Here is a 22,722-nt window from a genome sequence, read left to right on the forward strand (position 1 = left end):
CGAAGGGTGGGCCGCTGGCGGGTGGTGCGCTGAAGGGTGGGCCGCTGGCGGGTGGTGCGCTGAAGGGTGGGCCGCTGGCGGGTGGTGCGCTGAAGGGTGGGCCGCTGGCGGGTGGTGCGCTGAAGGGTGCGCTGGCAGGTGGTGGGCTGAACGGCGGGTTGCTGCCCGGCGGGGTGGCGAAGGGCGTGCCCGTGCCCGGTACGGCGCCGGCCGGGGGAGCGCTGACCGGCGAGGGCGGAGGCGGCACGGCGCTTCCCTGCGGAGGCGACGCGGGACCATCGACGGCCGGCGGAAGGGGCGCCCCGCTGATGGGTGGGCCGCTGACGGGCTGCGGGAGGACGGGCGCGCCGCTGACCGGCGGACCGCTCACCGGGGGCGCACTCACCGGGTCCACGCTCGCCGGGGGCGCACTCACCGGCTCCACGCTCGCCGGGGGCGCGCTGACGGGCGGGCTGCTCACCGGAGCGGCCGCGCCCGGCGGCGAGGCGGCGATCCGCTCGGCCTCCTCCCGGAGCAGGGGGGCGATCTGCTGCACCTGGATGGTCGGCTTGTCCCACCCCGGCGCCGGGGCAGCTGGGGTGTCGCCCCCGCCGGGCTCGCCGCCCGCGGCCGGCTGGCCGGGCGTCCGATGTGGCGGGACGACCGTCGCCGGTGTGGCCGCCGGCGGGGTCGAGATGGGTGCCGCGGCCGGCGCGGTGGGCACCGGCGGGGCGGAAACCGAAATGGGTGGGGACGGAGGTAGCACACGGGACGCGGGCGGGGCGGACGTCGGAGCCGGCATCAGCGGAGCCGGCGGGACCGACCCGGCGGGCGGAACCGACGGTCCGGGCACGCCGGAGACCGGTGCGGCCGGCACAGCGGGCGCGGGCGGCGTCGAGACCGGTCGGGCCGGCAGCGGAATGACCGGTGCCGGCGGCAACGGGATCGGCGCCGCGGCAGCCTGCGGTGCGGCAGGGACCGGCATCGGCGAGGGCGGTACCGGCGCAGGCGCGACCGGGGGCACCGCGCCGTACGGGGGCGCCGACGGCATCCCGGGCGGCGCCGGGCGCGCCGCGGGCGGCGGGGTCTGCGTGGGCGGTGCCGAAACGTGCGGGGCGGGTGGTGTCGAACCGGGGGCGTGCGGCGTGAGGTGCGGCGCAGGTGGCACCGGCGCCGGCCCCGGCGGGGCGGCGACCGGGGGGCGTGGCGCGACCGGCGTGACCCCCGGTGCCGGCGGCACCGCAGCGACCGGCGGTGACGGGACGGCTGGGGCCGTGCCGGAGACGGGCGGTGCGGTGAACCGGGTCGTCGCCTCCGTGGAGGCCGCCCAGCCACTCGGCGCGCTGCCGGCGGGTGCGCCGGGCCCCGAGGTCGGGGTCGGGGGAGCGGACATGGGCGGGGGGATGATCGGAGGCGGCGGCAGCGGGGCCGAGGCCGGAGCGGCGCTGGTCGGCGCCGGCGGAACGGGCGGGGGCGGCGGCAGGTGCGCCGCCGGGCCGGAGGTGGGCGGCGCCCAGGCGGCCGGTCGGGCCGGCGCCGCCGGTGGTGCCCATTCGGCGCCGGGCACCGGCGGGACGGGAGCGGGCGCCGCGGGTGCGCCGGGCCGGGGCGGGGCGGGCTGCGGCGGGTACGGCTGCGGCACGGCGGGCAGCGACATGGTCGGCCCGGACAGCGCCCCCGGGTCGGGTTGCGGGCCGGCAGCGGCGGCCGAGCCGCCGGGAGGTGGGCCGGGCGGGAAGGGAGCGGCGGCGGAGCCGCCGAGGTACTGGTGGGCTGCGCGTACCGCGGGGTGGTCCGGACCGAGCACGGCGGGCCCTGCGGTGGCCACGCGGGTGTAGTTGCGGCGGGCCTCGTGCCGGTTGCCGAGTTCCTCCGCCACGCCGGCGAGGTCGAAGCTCAGCGCGAGCATCAGCGGGTCGGCGTCGCCGCGGCGACGCTCGCCGGCCGCGTACGCCTCTTCCAGCACCCGTCGGGCGGCGGCCGGATCGTCGGCCTCGCGATGCAGGCGAGCCAGCAGGTGGCCGGTGGCCAGTACGTCGGGGTGGTCCTCCCCGTACGCCGGTCGGGCCGCCGCGATCGCGTCGGCGAGCAGGCGGCGGGCGGTCGCCAGGTCACCCGCAGAGCGCAGCGCGAGGGCCTGGTGTTGAGCGGCGGTCAGGGGGGAGGGGTGGGACACGGGAGCAATGCTGCCCGGAATCGCCGGGTCCTCGCTACCCGGGCCCCGGGATCCGGTACGCGGCAGCGGTGCCCGCGGCCGCGCCAGTGCCTTGAGCTGGGGAAACTCCGCGGGGTGGCGGCGATGTGCATGATCCACCCGGGCCGTGTACAGTAATGCCCCGTGCGGCCCGCCGGGTCGGCCGAACCGGTGCGAAGATCACCTTGGCCGACAGGGTAGGCTGGACGAGCAGGTCCGGGTGGCGGAATGGCAGACGCGCTAGCTTGAGGTGCTAGTGCCCGTATAGGGCGTGGGGGTTCAAGTCCCCCCTCGGACACAAACCATTACCCCACGGTGCGCGCTTAGATCCACTGAAGCGCGCACCGTTTGCGTTTCAGCCTCGTAAGTGAGTCGCAGGCCGAGTTGCCGGTAGACCTCGGCCTTGTCGGCGGAGTCGGCGTCGCGAAGCACGCCGGCGATGTCGCCGAGCGCTCGCACGAGGTTCGAGATCTCCGTTCGGCTCATCCGGCGCGGGCCGGTGCCCGACTGCGTGTGAAGATCAGCTTCGGCTCGAGCGCATTCGGCCTGGGTCTGGGTGATCCAGCCGGTGACCACCGTGGGGTCTGCACCGGCGTCGAGGGCGGCGCGGTACCGCTCCAGCTTGGTGTCGCAATCCGTGATGATCGCCTGGGCTGCCGTGGCAAGCGCGGGTGGATGCTCCAAGGGCTGGGCGTCGGTCATCGCGGTGATCGTCTGTTGGAGCCGGTGGGGTGTGAAGGCGGAGGCCAGCCAGGTGTCGAGCGGGTTGGTGAGGGCGTCCTCGCGCAGGTACACGTTGCTTGGATGTTCGACCTGGTTGGCGAGGGCGTACTCCTGGGGGAAGCGGCAGCGGTAGTAGGCGGCCCCGTGGTTGTACTGGCCCTGCATGCGCCGGTCGCAGGCGGCGCAGTAGATCAGGCCGCGGAAGACGTACGGGTTGCGGGTGCGCTGCTTGATGGCATGAAGGAGCGGGGCCTCGCTCCTCGTGGGTCCCGGGCGGGATGCTCGGGGTGCTCACGTCTCACGACGAAGGAGGCCCCTGATGCAGGCAGAGTACGACGGCCGGCAGATTGTTGGTGTCGATCTGCACCGGCGCAGGTCGGTGATCGTGCGGATGAGCGAGGCAGGCGAGAAGCTCGAGACAGTGCGGATCGACAACGACCCGGTCGCGCTGGGGTTGGAGATCGCCAAGGCCGGCCCCGATCCGGAGGTGGTCCTGGAGGCCACCTTTGGCTGGTACTGGGCGGTGGATGTGCTGGCCGCGGCCGGTGCCCGGGTGCATTTGGCGCATCCGTTGGGGGTGAAGGGGGTTCGCCTACCGGCGGGTGAAGAACGACGCGCGTGACGCCGCGGACCTGGCGGATCTGTTGCGCATGGGCAGGTTGCCGGAGGCGTATGTGGCGCCGCCGGCGGTGCGGGAGTTGCGGGAGCTGGTGCGGTATCGGGCCAAGCTGGTGGCCTGGCGCAGCGGCCTGAAGGCGTCGGTGCACGCGGTGCTGGCCAAGCAGGGCGTGCACATCCCTGTCTCGGATCTGTTCGGCGTTGGTGGGCGGGAACTACTCGCCCGGGCACCGCTGGATGGCGCCTTCCGGGGGCGGGTGTCCTCGCTGTGCCGGCTGATCGACGCAGTCGGTTTCGAGGTCGACGCCCTCGCGGGGCCGATCCGGGCCAGACTCGCGGGGCACCGGGGTTACACCGCGATCCAGGCCATCCCCGGTGTCGGACCGGTCCTGGCGGCGGTGTTCGTCGCCGAGATCGGCGAAGTCGACAGGTTCCCCGGCCCGGCGCAGCTGACCTCGTGGGCTGGGCTGACCCCGCGGCACCGCGAGTCCGACCTTGTCGTGCACCGGGGCCGGATCACCAAGCAGGGCTCGACCCTGGTGCGGTGGGCCGCGGTCGAGGCCGCCCACAGCGTTCCGCACCGCGCTGGATGGCTGGTCTCCCGACGGGCGGCCATCGCCGAGCGCCGTGGACGCAACATCGCCACCGTCGCGGTGGCCCGCAAGCTGCTCGCCCTCGTCTATTACGGCCTGCGCGACGGGCATTTCCGTGCCCTCGCCCCGGCCCGGGCGGCGGCGTGAGCAGGTTCGGACGTGACCGGACGCGTGGTCGTGCCACGTCTGGCCCCCGTCGGCCGACGGCGAGGCCGCCCGCTTGATTGACCCCGTCCGGTCACGGTCGCACACCACCATGCCCCCCAACCCAGGCGGGGCGAATGGATGACCGGCAGCCGAACCCGGCCTGCCCCACCGACAGCAGTCGGAACCTGGCGACGCGACCACACCCACAACACCGACTTCCGGCATCACCACGATGGCGCCCACGGCACCGGCGTCAAGGCCAAGCCCTATCGGGTGGGCCTGCGGCCCAGCCCTGACCCCGGCACCGCGCAGACGCCTGCCCGAAGCCGTCCCGGAAGACGGGCAAAACAAGTGTCAACGGTTCAAAACCCCACCCTTGACCGGCCCCGCTCCTTCATGGATGACGTGGCGGGCCGGGCGGCGGCCCGCTCCCAGGAGGGCGGGTCGACGGCAGAGGGGATGACACGTGCAGAGTCGAGCTTAGTTCGAATCGAGCGCTAAATCAGTTATCGGTGAGCACAATGCTTACCGTCCACGTAACGCGCCTTCACTCGTTCTTTCAATCAACAGGTTGAGGAAGAAGAGATGCGGATCGCGTAGCGGTGGCCACGACGGCGGGCGAAGTCGTCCACGCCCAGCACCGTCGGCGTCACCGACGACGGATCGGCATCGCCGAATCATCCGGATCAACGTCATCCGAGACACCGCCAACCGCTGCGCCAACCGACTGCCCGGTCGACCACCCAACGCCACCGCGACCGCTTCCAGGTCGCCCGCCGCCAAGACGGTGTGACGGGCATGCCGACGAGTCAGACCGGGCACCTGCTCGACGAACGTTTGCCGCGGGCATCCGGCGTTCGCGCAGGTGAACCGGCCGACCGTCAACGCGACCAGCACCCCGTGACCACCCAATTTGACATCGGCCAGCCGCTGCACATAGCGACTATGCACAGTGGTCGACCAGGTGCCGCAGGCATTACACCCTGCCCGCACCGTCTGTGTCGCCGCATCGATCCTGACCCCGACGCCCCGGACCACCACCGCTTCCAACCGCTGACCCATCAGGTGCGGCAGCAACGCCGGAGTTACCTCCATCCCGGCACCCAACCCCAACTACCGACGAGCGCGACTCACAAAATGTGTGCCAGAGCCAGTTTTCGGGCGCCGTTGACACTCCTCGGGCTTTCGCCCGTACAATTCCCCCGCGCTCATGGCCCCATCCTGGCATTCGCCCAGAATTCCGAGAATGGCCCCGGGCGCCCTGCCGGCAGTTGCCCCCGGTTCGCAGTGGCGGATCGGTAGTGGTGGATGGCCTTGGCGCGGCTGCCGAGAGCGCCGGATAGCAACCGTACTGGCAGGGGCGTAGCTGCCCCGTCCGCGCCGTGTCATGACAAGGAGCTGGGAGGTGCGGGTTTGCCGTAGTCGTACGAGCGAGCTAATATTTGTACGTGCGTACAACACCATCGTCGAAGCCCTCCATTGGCGGTCTTGCCCGGCGAGCCCAGTTGGTCGGGTGCGCCGTTGACGCCTTGGTCGAGCAGGGATTCGCAGGAGCGTCGATCGCCGAGGTCGCCCGCCGCGCCGGGGTCAGCAAGGGGGTGGTGACCTATCACTTTCCAAGCAAGAAGGATCTGCTGGATGAGGTGGTGGCCTCGCTCTACCGCGACGCCGGGGAGCAGATCTCCACAGCGGTCGGCGACAGCCACTCGGTCATCGGCGAGCTCACTGCATACATCCGGAGCAACCTGGCCTTCGTCGCCGAGAACCCGAGACACGTGCGCGCGGTCATGGAGGTAGCGGCCAACACGCGCCCCCCAAAGGGGGTCCCGGGAGGCGAGGATCCCCTGGCCGCTCACCTGCGGGAATTGATTGAGCGAGGGCAGGCGGCGGGTGAGCTCGCGGGGGTAGACGCAGGAGTCGTAGCCGTGACGATCCGCGCCTCGATCGACGCCGCAGCGGCCCGCGCCGCCTGCGACCCGACAGCTGATCCACGAAGCCACGCCGAGCACTTGATCACCATCGCCCGACGCGCCCTGCAGACCGAGGAGTCCCGATGAAGACAACGCGAAGCGGTCGGGCCGCATTCACCGGCTTCCTTCTCCTCGACCTCGTGGTGCCGCTCGCGTCCTACTACGTCCTCCGCACTCTAGGGGCAGCCATCTGGACCGCCCTCCTCGCCGGGGCCGCGTTGCCAATGCTCCGCCTGGGCGCCAGCCTGCTCCGTCAACGACGCGTCTCCCGGACCAGCCTGTTCTCGCTTGCGCTCATCACCGTCGGGACCGCAGTCGGCCTCATGACCGCCGATGCGCGGCTGCTGATGGCCCGCGAAAGCTACCTGACAGGCGTCGTGGGTGGCTGGTTCCTGCTGTCCCTGCTCTGGCCACGGCCGCTCGTCTTCACGGGAACCGTCGGCTTCATGCCTCAGCCGGCGGCCGAGGCGTGGCACCGATCCTGGGAGATCAGCGAGACCTTCCGTGGGGCCATGCGGGGCATGACCTGGGGCTTCGGACTGGCCTTCCTCGTTGACGCCGCGGCCCGCGTGGTGATGAGCTACACGCTGCCCCTGGACCTCGTCCCGGTGGCCTCCGTCGTGCTCCTCGCCATCATGCTGACCATCGTCGTTCAGATGGGCAAGGCATGGGGACGGTCGCGCATGCGTCACCTCACGGAAGCGCCGCGCTGACCGTGCGTCGACCATCGCAAGGAATCCTTCACCGCGAGGCCGGGGACCGCCGACCGTCACGAGCTGGCTCGCGGCGCCCCCCAAGGCGGCCAGGCCCTCGACGTGTGTTTGTGTACCGTATGGGTCATCGCGCTGTGTCGCCGTCGCACCCGCCTACCCGAGGCCCGTGGTCGTACCTGGCCTGGCTGATCTCTCGGCAGCGCGGCCGGCTGACGCTGGGAGCGGCGCTCGGCACCGCCTGGATGGTCGGGCTGGCCTAGCCTCCGTACGTGCTGTCCCGGGCGGTCGACAGCCTGGCGGACGGCGATCGGGACACGGTGCTGTGCTGGACGGCGGTCCTGGTCGTGGTCGGTGGCGTCTTGGCAGGCCTGAGCATCTCGCGGCACCGCACGATGACACGGGTGCGTATGGACGCGGCGTTCCGGACGGTTTCGGTGGTGAACGCGCACGCCGTCCGTCTGGGTGCCACGTTGGAGCGGCGCGCCCGCACCGGCGAGGTCGTGGCCATCGGAGGAGGGGACGCGTGGACGATCGGGCGAAGCCTCACCGCGACCGGGCCGGGGGTCGGCGTGGTGTTGGCGTACATAGTGATCGCGGCGCTGCTGCTGCGGATCTCGGTGCCGCTGGCGGTGGTGGTGCTGGCGGGAGTACCGGTCCTGGCGCTGATCGTGGGTCCGGCGACGAGAAGGCTGCGCAAGGTTGGGACGCCGTACGGGACTGTACAAATAACGGCTGATCGACCGATCAAGGGAGAGACGCCAGATGACGACCGAGACCACCGTGGGACAGTCGGCCGCCGAGCCGGCCGGTGCGGTCACGGATGAGCAGTTGATCGCGATGCTGGTCGATCGGGCTCGTGGCGATGGGCTGCAGCTCACCGGCGAGGGCGGGCTGCTGCAGCAGCTCACGAAGCGGGTCCTGGAGTCCGCGCTGGACGGGGAGATCACCGACCACGTCGGCTACGACAGGCACGACCCGGCGGGTCGGGGTAGCGGGAACACTCGTAACGGCAGCCGGACCAAGACGGTGCTCACCGACGTCGTGCCGGTCGAGGTCCGGGTCCCACGCGACGCCGCCGGGACGTTCGAGCCGCAGATCGTGCGCAAGCGGCAGCGGCGCCTGTCTGGGGTCGACGACATGGTGCTGTCGTTGTCGGCGAAGGGCCTGACCCACGGTGAGATCAGCGCCCTGTTGAGGGCGTGGGCGACGGCGTTGATCTCTTCGGCGCTCCATCTGGATAGGTCGGTGCCTTTCGGGAAGTACTGCCGCAGCAGGCCGTTGGTGTTCTCGTTGGTGCCGCGTTGCCAGGGGCTGTGGGGGTCGGCGAAGAACACCGGGACGCCGGTCTCGACCGTGAAGCGTGCGTGCGCCGACAACTCCTTGCCGCGGTCCCACGTCAGCGACCGGCGCAGCTGCTCAGGCAGTTTTATGATCGTCTCGGCGAGGGCTTTGCTCATCGTGATCGCCCCGTAGCCGGCGAGAGCAGGACCGTTCTTCGTCCGCGGGATCACACCCCAGCCGGCCTCACGAGGCAGGTGGACCAGCATCGTGAACCTCGTCGTCCGTTCGACCAGTGTCCCGATCGCGGATCGCTGCAACCCGATGATCAGATCCCCTTCCCAGTGCCCCGGGACGGCACGGTCCGCGACCTCAGCGGGACGTTCACTGATCAGCGTGTCGCTCGTGACGTGCGCCCACGCGCGTTGCCTCGCGCGGGCGCGGGGAACACGAAGCGCGCGACCGGTCCGCAAGCAGGTGACGAGTTCGCGCTTGAGGGCGCCACGGCTCTGGACATAGAGCGCCTGGTAGATCGCCTCATGGCTGATGCGCATGGACTCATCCTCCGGGAACTCGGCCCTGAGCCTGCGGGAGATCTGCTCCGGGCTCCACCCGGTAGTCCATGCCCGATCGGCCCGGTGGGGCTTGTTGCGGCCCTTCCACTGCGGGCCCTGCGGGCCGGCGACCAGCCGGCCATCCGCGGTCCGGATCGCACCCGCAAGCCGCTGCTGGACGTACGGCCGCAGCCGCTCATTGGCCAGCAGCTTCGCGGTCTTCGGCCGGCGGGCCCGACGCTCCGCATGCCACTGCGCGATCGAAGCCTTGTAGTCCAACCGGTACGTCCTGGTCGAGGCGTTGCGCCGCAACTCCCGCGAGATCGTTGACGGGTCCCGGCCGAGCCGGCGCGCGATCTCCCGAACGCCCATGCCTTGCGCCCGCGACAGAGCGATGTCCTCTCGTTCGCTGAGCGACAGATAGCGGCCCGACACCGTCGGCGGCAACGCAGGATTCACGCCGCCAGCGTGCCGGAACCACCGGAACCCAACCGGCGACGACACACCCGCCACCGCGGCCGCATCCTCGGTCATCACACCTGACCGGATCGCAGCCCAGAACTTGACCCTGTCCTCACGCCACGCCACCGTCGGCCGCCCCGGCGAAGGAATCTGCCCCCGATACTCCCGAACCCGCTTCTGCCCCGGGCCATAAGCCATCGCTCCACCTCTCCGCTAGGTGTTGCGACGACCGGTTGAATCCGCCAATTACACGTCCTTCCGCTTCGCGGAACGCTTACAGGACAACGGAATCCTGCCCTCGATGGGCTCCGTCGGCGAAAGCTACGACAACGCCCTGATGGAGAATTTCTGGTCGACGCTGAAGATCGAACTCGTCTACCGCACGTCCTGGCGGACCCGCGACGTGGCCGAGGATGCGATCTTCGCCTACATCGATGGCTGGTACAACACCCGCCGAATCCAGAAGGAACTGGGCTACGCGCCGGCCCCCGTCGCGAGCGCGCCGCAGGCGGCGACCGGCGCCATCGAAGTCAGCCCCTTCGTCCCGTACGCCCCGACGCCGCTCGGCGACCAGAGCGACCTCGACCTGCTCGCCACCGACCAGCGGGTACGCGGGCTCGTCCGGGAGGCGCTGCGGGAGATCATCGCGGCCGAGGGACCGGTCGAACAGCACCGGCTCGCCCGCCTGGCCCTGGCCCGGTTCGGCTTCTTGCGGACCCGGGAGGACCGGCGCCTCGCCGTGCTCGCGCTCGTCGACGCCCGCCGGCTGTACGGCCATCCAACCGTGGGACGGTACGCCTGGCCCGAAGGGACGGATCCGCAGACCTACCGCGCGTACCAGGTCACCCAGGCGAGCAACGACCGGCCGTTCGAGGACGTGCCACCCGAGGAGATCGCCAACGCCTTCGTTGACGTTCTGCAGAGCGTGCCAAGCATGGACGAGGAGCGCTTGCTGCGCGCGGGGCTGGAGCGCCTCGGCTACCGGCGGCGCACCGACAAGGTCGACAAGCTACTCCGGTACGGCCTGCACGTCGCGGTGACCAGCGGCCGAGCCGGGTTCGACCAAGACGGACGTCTGACCCAGGGGTCGGCATGAGTCACCGACGTGACCGTGCCTGGGCGAAGCCCTCGCCGGCTACGTCGGCCGACTTCTCGCTGTCTCATGGTGCACCGCGCTCGTCCAGCCGAAGACCGATCAGCTCGCCGACGCGGAGCCGTCGTTACGGCCGCTGACCGCGGAAGCCCGCGATGACATAAGCGATGGGTCGCGATCATGCCCCGCGCTCGATCGCCTCTGAGCGGCAGGGAATGCACCTGCCGGCAGGTTGGCCGATGTGCCCCGGACGCGAGCAGCGGCGGCCGCCGCCGGTCATCGGCGGCGCCGCGCCGCCACGCTCGGCGCAACCCGGAGAGCGGGTCTGCCTCCTTTGCGGAGCGAACCGGTCGCGAACCGGTGCCCGCCTGTCTTTCATCGATTGGTCTTCAAAGCTTAGGGTGACACCCTGTCTGTCACCCCCGCTGGCCGAATCTGTCACCCCTCCCTGCTGCTTTGTCACCCCAGAGGCGGTTCCCGTCAGCCCGTCTCCGGTGACCAGGCGGTAGACGCGGGTGGCGATCCCGGCGGCCTTGGACACGGCCAGGCGACCGAGCTGCACCAGCTTGGTGAGGCATCGCTGCACCGTCCGCTCCGAGCAGCCGGCGTAGTTGGCGATGGTGGCGACGGAAGGCCAAGCCTTACCTTCGTGGTTGGCGTGCGCAGCGATGGCGATAGCCACGGCCCGCTCGTTCTTCCCTAGGTCTTTCGTCGCGAGAAGAGCGACTTTAACGGTAAGACTCACTGGACTCGGACCTCCTACGTCCGTCGGGGCCACGGGCAGGTGTTCTGCAACAACGCGGCCGAGCTTCATCTGACATCCCGCGCCGTACCGGCGAGGGGTCTAGTGATCCACGCTCACCTATCGCTGAAGGTCAAGTCGCCGAGGAGACGCGGGCAGCCCAACCGGCACCGGCGCGGCACGCCGCTGGTGTGGCTGGCGGTGCTGTTCGCCGTGGCGATCGTGGCGTTCGGCCGCTGGCGCGGGCTGGCCGCGCTCGGCGGCCTGGTGGCGAGCTTCGCCATCCTGCTCGGGTTCGTGCTGCCCGGGATCGGCGCGGGCCAGCCGCCGCTGCTGGTGGCGATCGTCGGCGCCGCGCTGATCATGTTCGTGGTGCTCTACCTGACCCACGGGATCACCGCGCAGACCTCGGTGGCCGTGCTCGGCACGCTCGGCAGCCTGGTGCTGACCGGGGTGCTCGGCACCCTGGTCACGGCCGCCACCCATCTCACCGGCTTCGGCAGCGAGGACGCGACCACCCTGTCGATGTTCCAGGGCGACGTCGACCTGCACGGCCTGCTGCTGGCCGGCATCGTCATCGGCTCGCTGGCCGTGCTGGACGACGTCACCGTCACCCAGGCCGCCACGGTCACCGAGCTGGCCCACGCCAACCCGGCGCTCTCCCGACGCCAGCTCTACCGGGCCGCCACCCGGGTGGGCCGGGCGCACATCGCCTCCACGGTCAACACCATCGTGCTGGCGTACGCGGGCGCCTCGCTGCCGCTGCTGCTCCTGCTCGTCGCCGACTCCCGGCCGGTGAGCCAGATCCTCACGAGCGAGTTCCTGGCCCAGGAGATCGTCCGCAGCGCGGTGGCCACGCTCGGCCTGATCGCCGCCGTACCGCTGACCACCGGACTGGCCGCGGTGGTCACCACCGCCGGACGACGGGCGGCACGCGACACCACGCGGGCCGGCACGAGAGTGCCCGCATCCGCCACCGCAGCCGGCTCAGCTGGCCGCCGGCCGGTCATCGACCGAGACCTGGCCCTTGAGGCGCTGAGCGCCGGGCGCGCCGGCGATGGACCACCGGGTCGGGCGGCAGGAAGCAGCTGGGAGGACCTCGATCGCGGCGCGGACCGCGCATGGTGACGCTGGTGCGGGGCGTTCGGGGTAAGCAGGCGCTCGCAAGCTGACTGCACCGGTGTCCAGCAACGGCTTCGGGATAAGCCTCGGAACGGGGATCCTGATCACGCCGTTGGTGCCTTCGGGGCCGGCGTTGGTGATACCGGTATCAACCGGCCAACGGCTGTGGTCAAAGCACTAACTTGACCCTTGACCTGCTGGGCGGTGGCATCGACCCGGCTGGTCATTGGGACAGCCCTTGATCGATCATCCCTCTTGTCTAGGGAAGAAGATCGCAAACCAAGGGCTGTCTGGTGATCAGTGTGCACGTGACGTGATCGACCTCCACGGCGCGCTCGACCAGCAGCTCCTCCACGTCTCGATAGGACAGATTGAACCGCAGATGCCGGCGCACCGCGACCATGATCACCTCGGGCGGAAACCGGAACCCGGCGAACGCCGACTTCGGAGACAGCATCGGGTGTGCGCGAGCCACTTCACCGGTATCCGTCCAAATCCCGCGCACCGCGTGGCTGTCGTTGATGGCGACGCTGGTCACCCCCGTATGATGGTCGGCTGTCCGCGGTCGTGCTCTTCGAATGCGGCGAAGGCGAGCAGGTCGGCCACCTCGTCGACATGCTCGTGGAGCCGGCTGGTCGCGACGCGGAGGAAAGGCTTGTGCGGGCCGGAAAAACAGCGGCCTCCCGGAACGACGGCCACGCCGTGCGCGGCGAGTGTGACCAGTGCGGATCGTTCATCCTCGACGGGCATCCACAGGCTCAATCCTTCGGTGCCGCCCGTGCGTACGCCGCGGGTGGCCAGCGCCGCGGCGAGCGTTCGCCGCCGGGCTCGGTACATCTCGCCGGCCTCGGTGACAAGCGCGCTGGTGTGCGGGTCGGTGAGCAGGTGGGCGAGGCAGTTCTGCAGGATGCGGCTGGTCCACCCGCTGCCGAACGTCCGATAGACGCGCGCCCGCTCGATCAGTGCCGCCGCGCCACCGAGGACAGCGAGGCGCAGGTCGGGGCCGTGTGACTTCGAGTACGAGCGGAGGAAGACCACCCGATCGGGAAGGACCGTGCCGAGCGTCTGCACCGGCCCGGGGGCGAGGTCGGCCAGGCCGTCGTCCTCGATCACAAGGGTTTCCGAGCCGCGTAGTGCGGCAGCGAGTTCCGCGCTACGTGCCGGGTCGACGCTGTGCCCGGTCGGGGAGTGGGCGTGCGGTTGGTAGATGAAGAGCACCGGCTTACGGCGTACCGCGTCGGCCAGGGCGTCCGGCCGGGGACCGCGCTCGTCGCAGGGGACCGGGATCACCTCGGCGCCGACCGCGTCGAGGATGTCGAGCAGTCGTGGCGCGGTGGGATCCTCGACCGCCACCATGTCGCCGGTGACGACCAGGGCCTGGCAGAGCAGCAGCAGACCGTCGAAGCCGCCGTTGACGGCCAGCAGGCCCGCGGGCGGAAACGGCCACGTGGGGCGGACCGCGTCGGCGAGGCGTTCGGTGATCGGCACCCGGTGGTATTCGTTCAGCTCCCCGACACGCAGCGCCGCGGAGAGCGCGGCGTCCAGCGGCGGTAGCAGCGCGGTGTCCGGTACGGCGAGGCGGAGATCATGCAGGAGGCGGTCGCCGTGCCGGCCGACCTCCTCGAAGCGGCGGGGGTGCGGTACGTCGGGTGGGCCGGTGACGATGGTGCCGGCGCGCCCCCGACCGGCGACCGACCGGCGCCGGCGCAGGAGGGACCAGGCCTCGGACACGGTGGCGGGGCTGACGCCGAGCTGGAGCCCGAGGGCGCGCACGGTGGGCAGCCGGGTGCCGGGTGGGATCGCGCCGGCGCGGATCAGCGCGGCGACGGTCGCCGCGATGCCCCGGGCGCTGCGGTCCTCGATCCGCGCGGCCAGCCACTGCGGGTCCAGGTCGCTGGTGGGGGTGCCCGGTTGCGGGGGAGTCATGGCAGATAGTTCACCACATCGTGAGAAGAATGAACAGTAACAAAACTACTATTGTCGGCCAGGTGTCTGAACTTTATCGTTGCCGGCGATGGCTACCTCACTCCACACCCCGCTCCGCCTCGGCGTCCGGCCCTGGTCGCACCTGGTGCCGCTCGCGCTGGGTGAGGTCGGGGCACCCCCGCTCGACGTGCGCGTCGCGCGTCTAGCGGTGACCCCGGACCTGCTCGACGAGAGCGGTCTCGACGCCGGCGAGACCTCCTTCAGTCGGTACACCCTGGCCCGCGCGGCCGGCGACGACCGGCTTGTGGGCATCCCGGCCTTCGTCATGCGCGGGTTCCGGCACCGCTGCATCCTCGTACGCAAGGACAGCCCCGCCGCCGGCGCCGCCGACCTCGCCGGTGCCCGGATCGGCCTGACCGGCTGGCCGGACTCCGGCAACACCTGGACCCGCGCGGTGCTGCGCCGGGCCGGCGTCGACCTCACCGGCGTCGCGTGGATGGTCGGGCCGCTCACCCCCGACGCGGCGGGCGGCGACCGCATGGGTGGGATGACGCCGCCGCCGTGGGTACGGCTCGCCGAGCCGGGGGAGTCCCTCGTCGGAGGGCTCCTCGACGGCACGCTCGACGCGATCATGACGCCGTTCATGCCGCCGGGCTTCCATCGCGACGACACGCCGCTGCGCCCGCTGTACCGCGACTACCGCGCGGCCGAGGTGCGCTACGGCGAGGAGGTCGGGTTCATCCCCGGCATCCACCTCATCGCCGTGAAGCGGGAGCACTTCGAGGCGCGGCCGGAGCTGCTCGCCGACCTGATGACGGCGCTGCGGGCATCGCAGCAGGCGTGGTGGGCCAGCTACCGCAAGCATGCCGACTCGACGCCGTGGGCGCTCGCTGAGATCGACGGCACCGAGCGGCGCTACGGCCCGGACTGGATGCCGCACGGCCTCGCGGCGAACCGCTCGATGATCAGCGCCTTCTGCGCGGAACTGCACGCCCAGGGCATCGCCGAGTCGCCGATCGACCCGGACGTGCTGTTCCCCGAGTACACCAAGATCGCCATTGAGATGGGAGTGGAGTAGATGCGCCTCGCGTTGGGCCAGCTCGCCGCCAGCGAGGACTGGCAGGTCAATCTCACCCAGTGCACGGCGCTGGTGGAGCGGGCCGCCGTCGGCGGGGCCGACCTCCTGGTCCTGCCCGAGGGGGTGCTGGCGCGGTTCACCGATGACTTCACCCGGCTGCGTACCGCCGCCCAGCCGCTGGACGGGCCGTTCGTCACCGGTCTCGCCGCAGCCACCGCCGGGACCGAGGTCACCGTGGTGGCCGGTGTCCACGAGCCGGGACCGGACGGCCGGGCGTACAACACCCTCGTCGTGCTGCGTGACGGACAGATTATCGCCAAGTATCGCAAACTGCACCTGTACGACGCGTTCGGTGCCAAGGAGTCCGACAACGTCATCCCCGCCGACGACCCGCCGGTGACCTTCCCCTGCGCCGGGCACACCGTCGGCCTGATGACCTGCTACGACGTACGCTTTCCCGAGTTGGCGCGGCTGCTCGTGACCGAGGGCGGCGCCGACGTTCTCGTCCTGCCCGCGGCGTGGGTCCGCGGACCGCTCAAGGAGCGGCACTGGGAGCTGATGGTCGCCGCGCGTGCCCTGGAGAACACCGTCTATGTCGCGGCGTGCGGCGAATGCGGCCCGCGCAACATCGGTCACTCGATGGTCGTCGACCCGCTCGGCGTCGTGGTCGGGCGCCTCGCCGAGGAGCCGGACCTGCTCTGGGCCGAGGTGTCGGCCGAGCGGCTGGCCCAGGCCCGGCGGCGGCTGCCCGTGCTCGACAACCGGCGGTTCTCCGTCGACCCCACCCCGACCCGGCCGCTCGCCACCACGACCGGCTGACAACAGCAACCCTGGGATAAGAGGAACTATCACCATGCGCCGTACCACCATCGCGGTAACCGCCGTGTCCGCGCTGCTGTCGCTGTCGCTCGTCGGCTGCGCCAAGGACCCGTCCGAGGCTCAGCCGGGCGGCGGGGGCGACACCGCCACGCAGCAGCAGGACGCCGCCCTGCACGACAAGCTGCCCGACAAGATCAAGCAGGCCGGCAAGCTGGTGTCGGTCAACAGCGGCTCCTTCCCGCCCTACGAGATCGTCGGCAGCAACCGGGACCTCAGCGGCGCCGCCGCCGACCTGTCCGACGCGCTCGGCCAGGTGCTCGGCGTCAAGGTCGAGCATGTGACCGTCGAAGGTCTCTCCGGCGTGCTGACCGGCATCAAGGCCGGCCGGTACGACTTCGCCCTCGGCCCGATCGGCGACTTCCCCGAGCGCGAGGCCGACAACGACTTCGTCGACTGGGTGCAGGAGTTCGTCGTCTTCGCGGTGCCGAAGGGTAACCCGAAGCAGATCAAGGACCTCGACAGCGCCTGCGGCCTGCGGGTCGCCGTGATGGCCGCCGGCTCGGCCGAAAAGGTAATCAAGAACCAGGCGCAGAAGTGCACCGCCGAGGGCAAGCCGGCGATTGAGGTGCAGTCGTACAAGGATCAGCCATCGTCGATCCTGTCGGTCAAGTCCGGCCGCGCCGACGCCTTCTTCTCCTCGCAGGCGCCGCTGACCTACTTCGTCGACCAATCCAAGGGTGAGCTGGAGCTCGCCGCGGTCGGGCAGAAGAACGGCTTCGACGACCTCTTCCAGGGTGCGGTCGTGCCGAAGGACTCAGCGCTGCGTGACGTACTGCTGGCCGGCCTGCAGGAGCTCTTCGACAACGGCACCTACGCCAAGATCATGGCGAAGTGGGGTCTCGACGGGAACAAGCTCGACAAGCCCGGCGTCAATCTGGCCGGCAGCAAGGGGTGAGTACCGTGGCCACGAACGCCCCGGCTACCCGGGACGCCGGCGATGGCATCCCCGGCACCGCCGAGCCGGTCGACGTCGCACATGCCGTGCCCCAGCGGCATCCGCTGCAGTGGGTGGCGACCGTCGTGGTCGCCGTCCTCGCCGCGCAGCTGATCCACATGCTGGTGACCAACCCCAACTTCGAATGGGACGTGGTCCTCCAGTACTTCAACACGGAGTCGGTCGGCCGCGGCCTGTGGACCACGCTGAAGCTCACCGTCATCGCGATGGCCGTCGGCATCGTGCTCGGTGTGCTGCTGGCGGTCTGCCGGCTCTCCACGAACTGGCTGTTGCGGTCCCTCGCCGCGCTCTACATCTGGTTCTTCCGCGGGGTGCCGGCGCTGGTGCAGCTCATCTTCTGGTTCAACATGTCGGCGCTGATGCCGCGGGTGTCGATCGGCATTCCGTTCGGGCCCGAGTTCGCGCACTGGGAGACCAACGCGCTCATCACCCCGCTGCTCGCTGCGATCCTCGGCCTCGGGCTGAACGAAGGCGCCTACATGGCCGAGATCGTCCGGGGCGGCCTTATGTCGGTCGACCAGGGGCAGACCGAGGCGGCGCAGGCGCTGGGCATGAGCCGGACGCGGACCCTCTTCCGGGTCGTCCTGCCACAGGCGATGCGCTTCATCGTGCCCCCCACGGGCAGCCAGGTGATCAACATGCTCAAGGCGACGTCGCTGGTGAGCGTGATCGCGCTCAGCGACCTGCTCTACACCGTGCAGTCCATCTACAACCGCACCTTCCAGACGATCCCGCTCCTGCTCGTGGCGTGCGTCTGGTATCTGGTGATCACGTCGATCCTCTACGTCGGGCAGTCGTTCATCGAGCGGCACTACGCCCGCGGGAGCAACCGCAACGCACCGACCCGGTACCGCGACGTCCTCAAGATCCGTCGCAAGCCGGCTGTGCCGAGGGTGGAGGTGCCGTCATGACCGCTGCCAGCCAGCCGCTGATGTCGGCTCGCGGAGTGCGCAAGCAGTTCGGGCCGCTGGAGGTGCTCAAGGGGGTCGACCTCGACGTGCACCCCGGCGAGGTGGTGGTGATCCTGGGCCCTTCCGGCTCCGGAAAGTCCACCTTCCTCCGCTGCGTCAACCACCTCGAGCGCATCGATGGCGGCTCCGTCACAGTGGATGGCGAGCTCGTCGGGTACGAGCAGCGCGGTAGGCGGATCCACCGGCTGCCCGAGCGGCGCGTCGCCCGGACCCGGCGCCAGATCGGCATGGTGTTCCAGCACTTCAACCTCTTCCCGCACCTGACGGTGCTCGGCAATGTCATCGAGGCGCCCGTCGGGGTGCTGCGCGAGCCCAGGGCGAAGGTGCTCGCCCGGGCGCGTGCCCTGCTCGACAAGGTCGGTCTGGCGGACAAGGCGGACTCGTTCCCCCGGCAGCTGTCGGGTGGCCAGCAGCAGCGCGTGGCCATCGCCCGGGCGCTCGCCATGCGCCCCAAGCTGATGCTCTTCGACGAGCCGACCAGCGCGCTGGACCCGGAACTGGTCGGTGAGGTGCTCGCCACGATGCGGGACCTCGCCGCGGACGGGCTGACGATGATCGTGGTGACCCACGAGATCACGTTCGCCCGCGAGGTCGCCGACCGCGTCGTCTTCATGGACGGCGGCACGATCGTCGAGAGCGGCACGCCCGCCGAGGTGCTCGATCGGCCTGCCAACCCGCGTACCCGGGCCTTCCTCTCACGATTCCTCCCGGCCGGACAGTCGGCCGCCTGAGCCGCAGCTCAGTGACCGCCGTCCACCGGCGGGGAATCGGTGGGCGGCGGTCTGGGGGAGCAGACTGGGAGCAGCGAGGTGCACTGAACGGCGCTGTACTGGGCATCGAACGGCGCTCAACTGCGCCCAACGACACCCGTTCCCGCCTGCTGCTGCACATTTGCGCAGATCAGAGGCGGTGCAGCGTCCTGCTTCACACCGAAGTGGTCAACTTCCCCGTCCTGTTGGGTCACCCCGCCTTGCCGAATCGCTCCGGCCGGCTCGGCCGGCCCTGCGTTTGGAACGACCGGACCTGCGTCCATCGCTGCGCCTCGCCGTCCGACACGGATCTGCGCCTGTTCCTGGACAACTACGGCACGGACACGACGCCGCAGATTCACCAGGTCGGGCTTCGGTCCGTCGGTGGCGAAGATCAGGTTCTTGAGGGTGGTGGTCACCCGGCGCTTGATCAACAGCGGTGGCCGTTGCTGAATTGTGACATTGAGCGTCTTGGACGTTGCGGCTTGGCGGCAGTGCCCGGTCTTGGCTTCGTCGCCCGTTTCCTACGCACTGTGGGCGGGGCAGCGATAGCTGACCGTGCGGCGAGCGGGTGCCTGAGTAATCGCGTGATCTCTCGCTGCCTCTCTGGGTCCTGTCTTGTCTCGGAGTCTCCCTCTTGACGCGCAAGTTGCCAGATGTAAGTTTGTCTGACATCACATCCCGGGTGCTGTTCACCACATGTTTTCGCCGTCCACGGCGTGAGGCGTCGGCAGCCGGAGCAGTCGTAGCGCGAGGAAAGGATCGGGATGGACCGGTTCACACGACGCAGTTTGCTCAAGCGCGCTGGTCTGGCGGGTCTCGCTCTCGGAGTGGGGCCGGCCGCGCTGGCCGCCTGTGGCGGACCGGCCGCCAGCCGCTCAACTGTGGGTCAGGGCCCCCGGCTGGCAGCGCCCACGTCGCCGTACGGCAGCAGCCTCGGCATGCGGATCTGGGGCGCCTTCCCCGACTTCGTGCAGGAGCGCGTCAACGCCTTCCAGCAGGCGTACGGCACGAAGGTGGACCTCAACGTGGTGGGCGGCGACTACCCGTCCATCGTGCAGAACCTGCTGCAGCAGAAGCAAACCGTGGACATGGCGTACAGCCTCACCCACGTGCTGGCCGCCTGGCAGAAGGCCGGTTGGCTGGTGGACTTCGACCGGTTCTGGGCCCGCGAGGAGGCCGAGAAGCAGATGCTGCCCTCGGTGCGCGAGGCGGCGACGGTCAACGGCAAGCTGATGGGCCTGCCGTATTTCGCCTTCGTCCACGGCATGATGCTGGCCAACACTGAGGTGCTGCAGAAGGCCGGCCTGTCCGGTGAGTGGCCGAAGACCTACACCGAGCTGTACGAGCAGGCCCGGAAGATCAAGAAGAGCGGTGCCAGCGACGTGCCGTACCTGCCGTTCTGGATCACCTCCTTCGCCGGCATCCCGTGGGGCTTCGTGCAGGAGGCGCTGAACCGCAACATCCCGCTCTTCGGCGACAACGGCGAGCCGCGCTTCGACGAGAAGTCCGAGGCGGTGGAGATGCTCCAGCAGTGGCGGGCGCTCTACGCGGAGGGCCTGGTGCCGCGCGGCATCCTCACCTTCCAGGAGTCCGACTTCGCCGAGACGTTCGCCAAGGGTGGCATCGCGTACGCCTCGCACCTGCAGTTCTACCTGAAGTCCCTGCACAACCGGGAGAGCTCGGGCGTGGCCGGCAAGATCGTGCCGGTGCCGCGGCAGGGCCAGAACTGGGGCATGCTGCACGCCGGCCTGTACGTGGTGGGCGCGCCGGGCAAGGACGACGAGCGCCTGGCGCACGACTTCCTGCTGGCGCAGCACTTTGGCTTCCGCGACCAGAAGACGAACAAGTTCGAGGTGCCGCTGTCCTGGGCCAAGACGCACTACCTGACGCAGGGGTACGCCGAGGTCAACAACGACCCCGAGGTGACCAAGTCGGTGTCGCAGTGGCTGCCGGACCCGGAGACCAACCTGCCGATCCTCACCGACTCGCTGGAAAACGCCCAGTACCCCAAGGGCCTGTTCCACTCGGTGTGGGCGCTGCGCTGGCTGACCTACGCCGCGCAGGAGCTGCCCAAGGCCGTCAACGGCGACGAGAGCCCGGCGAAGGTGGTCAAGAACCTGCGCACCAAGGCGGATGAACTCATGGAGCAGTTCGGATCGTGACAACTCAAACTTCGACGCCCGCCGTGCCACGCCGGTCCGGTCTGGTGGCCCTGTCGTCGAGGATCAGCTCGAACCGGTTCGGGCTGCTCCTCGTGGCACCGGTCGCCATCCTGCTGCTGGCCACGGTGGTGTACCCGGTGGGGTACTCGTTCTACCTCAGCCTGCAGAAGGTAGACCCCCTCACCGGCGTGACGACGTTCGCCGGGCTGACGAACTACACGACGGCGCTATCCGACTCCGGCACCTGGTGGTCGGTACTGATCACCATCTACTACGTGGTGTGCGTGACCGTGCTCGGCACTGCCGTGGCCCTGGGGTCCGCGCTGATCCTGCGCGAACGCTTCCGGGGTCGCACCGTCCTGATTGCGCTGATCGCGCTGCCATGGTCGATGTCCACCTACGCGGCGGCGGTGCTCTGGCGGTATGTCTACAGCCCCCAGTACGGCCTGGTGGCCGGCATCGCGGAGCGGCTCGGGCTGCCCACGGTGGACTTCCTGGCCGGTTCCACGGTGGTCCCGGCGCTCGGCGTGGTGCATGCGTGGCAGTTCGCCCCGCTCGGCGCCTACTTCCTGCTCGCCACGCTCCAGTCGGTACCCGAGGACCAGTACAAGCTGGCCAAGATCGACGGCATGGGGGTGTGGCTGCGGTTCCGGCATATCACGCTGCCGTACATCCGGCTGCCGCTGGCCATCTTCCTGGTGCTCGTCGCCGGTCAGGCCGCCACCGCGTTCGACCTGATCTACTTCCTGACCTCGGGCGGGCCCGGCAACGCCTCTCGGACGCTGACGTTCGGCGTCTACGAGACGTTCTTCCAGAACCAGGAGTTCGGTGTCGGGGCCGCGCAGTCCTGGATCCTGCTGGTCCTGGTCGTGCTCATCACCTCGTTCTACTACTTCCTGATCGTGACTCCGCGACGGCCGCGGCGAGGACGGACGAAGGCATGAAATCCCGCACACGTTCCGTAGTGATCCACACCGCCGCCGCGGCCCTGCTGGTCTGGACGCTCTTCCCGATTGTCTGGGTGGTGATCGTCTCCGTGACGCACCACGCGGAGTTCGCGCAGAGCCACATCAGCCTGATGCCCAGTCACCCGACGCTGAGCAACTACTTCCGGATGCTCGGCTCGCCTGCGCCGGGCCTGCACGGCGACAAGCTGCCGCCGATCGGCAACGGTCCGCTGATCATGGAAGGCATCCTGAACAGCGTCATCGTCGCGGTGTGGGTCATGGTGATCGGGTTGATCGCCTCAGTGCCGGCCGCCTACGCGCTGGCCCGGGTGGCGATGCGGTTCCGCAACGGGTCGCTGCTGACCATCATCGCCACCAGGTCGATTCCGCCGATCGCCACGGCGTTGCCGTTCTTCGCGCTCTACAGCACGATGAACCTGACTGGCACCCGCGCCGGCCTGGTGATCGTGCACCTGACCATCGTCGTCCCGCTGCTGGTGTGGGTCGGATACAGCTTCTTCCTGACGCTGCCGCCGTCGCTCGAGCAGATGGCCCGGGTGGACGGGTGCTCGCGATGGCAGGCGTTCCGCCGCATCGCCCTACCGGCCGCCCGGCCGGGCCTGATGGCGATGGCGGTGATCGCCTTCCTGACCTCGTGGGACGAGTTCGCGTTCGCGCTGATCTTCACGACCGGTACGCCCGCGCAGACCTTCGGGCCGGCGCTGTCGGGCATGTTCTTCCTGGTCTCCATCCCGAACGAGGTCGCCGCTGGCCTGGTCCTCGGCCTGCTGCCGCCGATGGCGCTCGCCGTCGTCTTCTCCCGCTACATCCGCCGTGTCAACTTCGTCAGCGTCTGAGGGGTGG

The 22,722-nt window shown here is 70.1% G+C and carries 20 protein-coding genes, 1 tRNA gene and 4 pseudogenes; 17 read left to right on the forward strand and 8 right to left on the reverse strand.

What is annotated here, in order from left to right:
* The coding region (locus ABZS80_RS28070) for a tetratricopeptide repeat protein (RefSeq protein ID WP_355060472.1) at nt 1-2,155 on the reverse strand (2,155 nt) is incomplete at its 3' end.
* Between the two features lie 232 nt (nt 2,156-2,387).
* On the opposite strand from ABZS80_RS28070, the gene ABZS80_RS28075 reads away from it, so the two are divergent.
* A tRNA-Leu gene (locus tag ABZS80_RS28075) sits at nt 2,388-2,471 on the forward strand.
* Here ABZS80_RS28075 and ABZS80_RS28080 read toward each other — a convergent pair.
* A complete protein-coding gene (locus ABZS80_RS28080) occupies nt 2,453-3,130 on the reverse strand; it encodes a zinc ribbon domain-containing protein (protein ID WP_355060594.1) in 678 nt (225 codons plus the stop codon). The genes ABZS80_RS28075 and ABZS80_RS28080 overlap by 19 nt on opposite strands.
* Before the next feature lie 85 nt (nt 3,131-3,215).
* Between ABZS80_RS28080 and ABZS80_RS28085 the strand changes: the two genes are divergently transcribed.
* On the forward strand, nt 3,216-3,518 hold the full coding sequence (locus tag ABZS80_RS28085) for a hypothetical protein (RefSeq protein ID WP_355060474.1): 303 nt from the start codon (nt 3,216-3,218) through the stop codon (nt 3,516-3,518).
* Nucleotides 3,499-4,254, forward strand: coding sequence for an IS110 family transposase (locus tag ABZS80_RS28090; protein ID WP_355060476.1), 756 nt, complete (start codon nt 3,499-3,501; stop codon nt 4,252-4,254). The genes ABZS80_RS28085 and ABZS80_RS28090 overlap by 20 nt, the downstream gene beginning before the upstream one ends.
* Nucleotides 4,255-4,779: 525 nt before the next feature.
* Here the strand turns inward: ABZS80_RS28090 and ABZS80_RS28095 are convergent.
* Nucleotides 4,780-5,349, reverse strand: a complete 570-nt coding sequence (locus tag ABZS80_RS28095; protein ID WP_355060478.1) for a hypothetical protein — start codon at nt 5,347-5,349, stop codon at nt 4,780-4,782.
* A gap of 434 nt (nt 5,350-5,783) precedes the next feature.
* Between ABZS80_RS28095 and ABZS80_RS28100 the strand changes: the two genes are divergently transcribed.
* The 4 genes and pseudogenes from ABZS80_RS28100 to ABZS80_RS28115 form a co-directional block, all read left to right on the forward strand.
* Nucleotides 5,784-6,311 (forward strand): TetR/AcrR family transcriptional regulator, encoded by a 528-nt coding sequence (locus ABZS80_RS28100; RefSeq protein WP_355060480.1) that lies wholly within the window; start codon nt 5,784-5,786, stop codon nt 6,309-6,311.
* Nucleotides 6,308-6,937 carry a VC0807 family protein gene (locus ABZS80_RS28105; RefSeq protein WP_355060482.1) on the forward strand — a complete coding sequence of 210 codons (630 nt, stop codon included), beginning with the start codon at nt 6,308-6,310 and terminating at the stop codon, nt 6,935-6,937. Before ABZS80_RS28100 ends, ABZS80_RS28105 begins: the two co-directional genes overlap by 4 nt.
* A 269-nt stretch (nt 6,938-7,206) precedes the next feature.
* On the forward strand, nt 7,207-7,761 hold the full coding sequence (locus tag ABZS80_RS28110) for a hypothetical protein (RefSeq protein WP_355060484.1): 555 nt from the start codon (nt 7,207-7,209) through the stop codon (nt 7,759-7,761).
* A 13-nt stretch (nt 7,762-7,774) separates the two neighbouring features.
* A pseudogene (locus tag ABZS80_RS28115) lies at nt 7,775-8,125 on the forward strand (transposase); the annotation flags it as partial.
* A 2-nt stretch (nt 8,126-8,127) separates the two neighbouring features.
* Here the strand turns inward: ABZS80_RS28115 and ABZS80_RS28120 are convergent.
* A pseudogene (locus ABZS80_RS28120) lies at nt 8,128-9,429 on the reverse strand (IS30 family transposase); the annotation flags it as partial.
* A 19-nt stretch (nt 9,430-9,448) separates the two neighbouring features.
* Between ABZS80_RS28120 and ABZS80_RS28125 the strand changes: the two are divergent.
* Entirely contained in the window at nt 9,449-10,327 is an 879-nt protein-coding gene (locus tag ABZS80_RS28125; RefSeq protein ID WP_355060486.1) for an IS3 family transposase, read from the forward strand.
* A 175-nt stretch (nt 10,328-10,502) separates the two neighbouring features.
* On the opposite strand, the gene ABZS80_RS28130 is transcribed toward ABZS80_RS28125, so the two are convergent.
* Nucleotides 10,503-11,138, reverse strand: a complete 636-nt coding sequence (locus ABZS80_RS28130; RefSeq protein WP_355060488.1) for a helix-turn-helix domain-containing protein — start codon at nt 11,136-11,138, stop codon at nt 10,503-10,505.
* A 96-nt stretch (nt 11,139-11,234) separates the two neighbouring features.
* On the opposite strand from ABZS80_RS28130, the pseudogene ABZS80_RS28135 reads away from it, so the two are divergent.
* Nucleotides 11,235-12,194 (forward strand): annotated as a pseudogene (locus ABZS80_RS28135) (YibE/F family protein); the annotation flags it as partial.
* A gap of 301 nt (nt 12,195-12,495) precedes the next feature.
* On the opposite strand, the pseudogene ABZS80_RS28140 reads toward ABZS80_RS28135, so the two are convergent.
* Both ABZS80_RS28140 and ABZS80_RS28145 read right to left on the reverse strand, forming a co-directional pair.
* Nucleotides 12,496-12,645, reverse strand: a pseudogene (locus ABZS80_RS28140) (IS6 family transposase); the annotation flags it as partial.
* A gap of 77 nt (nt 12,646-12,722) precedes the next feature.
* A complete protein-coding gene (locus ABZS80_RS28145) occupies nt 12,723-14,114 on the reverse strand; it encodes a PLP-dependent aminotransferase family protein (RefSeq protein WP_355060490.1) in 1,392 nt (463 codons plus the stop codon).
* An 88-nt stretch (nt 14,115-14,202) separates the two neighbouring features.
* Here ABZS80_RS28145 and ABZS80_RS28150 point away from each other — a divergent pair, with 88 nt between their 5' ends.
* The 5 genes from ABZS80_RS28150 to ABZS80_RS28170 are packed head-to-tail and all read left to right on the forward strand — an operon-like array spanning nt 14,203 to nt 18,728.
* Nucleotides 14,203-15,192 (forward strand): hypothetical protein, encoded by a 990-nt coding sequence (locus tag ABZS80_RS28150; protein ID WP_355060492.1) that lies wholly within the window; start codon nt 14,203-14,205, stop codon nt 15,190-15,192.
* Entirely contained in the window at nt 15,193-16,011 is an 819-nt protein-coding gene (locus ABZS80_RS28155) for a deaminated glutathione amidase (protein WP_355060494.1), read from the forward strand. It begins immediately after the preceding gene.
* Between the two features lie 34 nt (nt 16,012-16,045).
* The gene (locus ABZS80_RS28160) at nt 16,046-16,966 is read left to right on the forward strand and encodes an ABC transporter substrate-binding protein (protein WP_355060496.1); all 921 of its coding nucleotides are present in this window, start codon (nt 16,046-16,048) and stop codon (nt 16,964-16,966) included.
* A gap of 5 nt (nt 16,967-16,971) precedes the next feature.
* Complete coding sequence (locus ABZS80_RS28165; protein ID WP_355060498.1) at nt 16,972-17,937, forward strand: amino acid ABC transporter permease; 966 nt, start codon at nt 16,972-16,974, stop codon at nt 17,935-17,937.
* Nucleotides 17,934-18,728, forward strand: coding sequence for an amino acid ABC transporter ATP-binding protein (locus ABZS80_RS28170; protein WP_355060500.1), 795 nt, complete (start codon nt 17,934-17,936; stop codon nt 18,726-18,728). The genes ABZS80_RS28165 and ABZS80_RS28170 overlap by 4 nt, the downstream gene beginning before the upstream one ends.
* Nucleotides 18,729-18,844: 116 nt before the next feature.
* Here the strand turns inward: ABZS80_RS28170 and ABZS80_RS28175 are convergent, their stop codons facing one another.
* Nucleotides 18,845-19,165, reverse strand: coding sequence for a hypothetical protein (locus ABZS80_RS28175; protein WP_355060502.1), 321 nt, complete (start codon nt 19,163-19,165; stop codon nt 18,845-18,847).
* Nucleotides 19,166-19,630: 465 nt separating this feature from the next.
* Here ABZS80_RS28175 and ABZS80_RS28180 point away from each other — a divergent pair, with 465 nt between their 5' ends.
* From ABZS80_RS28180 to ABZS80_RS28190, 3 genes are read left to right on the forward strand one after another with little or no spacing between them, the layout of a single operon-like run.
* Entirely contained in the window at nt 19,631-20,911 is a 1,281-nt protein-coding gene (locus ABZS80_RS28180) for an ABC transporter substrate-binding protein (RefSeq protein ID WP_355060504.1), read from the forward strand.
* Complete coding sequence (locus ABZS80_RS28185; protein WP_355060506.1) at nt 20,908-21,855, forward strand: sugar ABC transporter permease; 948 nt, start codon at nt 20,908-20,910, stop codon at nt 21,853-21,855. The genes ABZS80_RS28180 and ABZS80_RS28185 overlap by 4 nt, the downstream gene beginning before the upstream one ends.
* A complete protein-coding gene (locus ABZS80_RS28190; RefSeq protein WP_355060508.1) occupies nt 21,852-22,715 on the forward strand; it encodes a carbohydrate ABC transporter permease in 864 nt (287 codons plus the stop codon). Before ABZS80_RS28185 ends, ABZS80_RS28190 begins: the two co-directional genes overlap by 4 nt.
* Nucleotides 22,716-22,722 lie beyond the last annotated feature (7 nt).

It is taken from the genome of Micromonospora sp. NPDC005305, from assembly GCF_040607315.1.
Taxonomy (GTDB): Bacteria; Actinomycetota; Actinomycetes; order Mycobacteriales; family Micromonosporaceae; genus Micromonospora.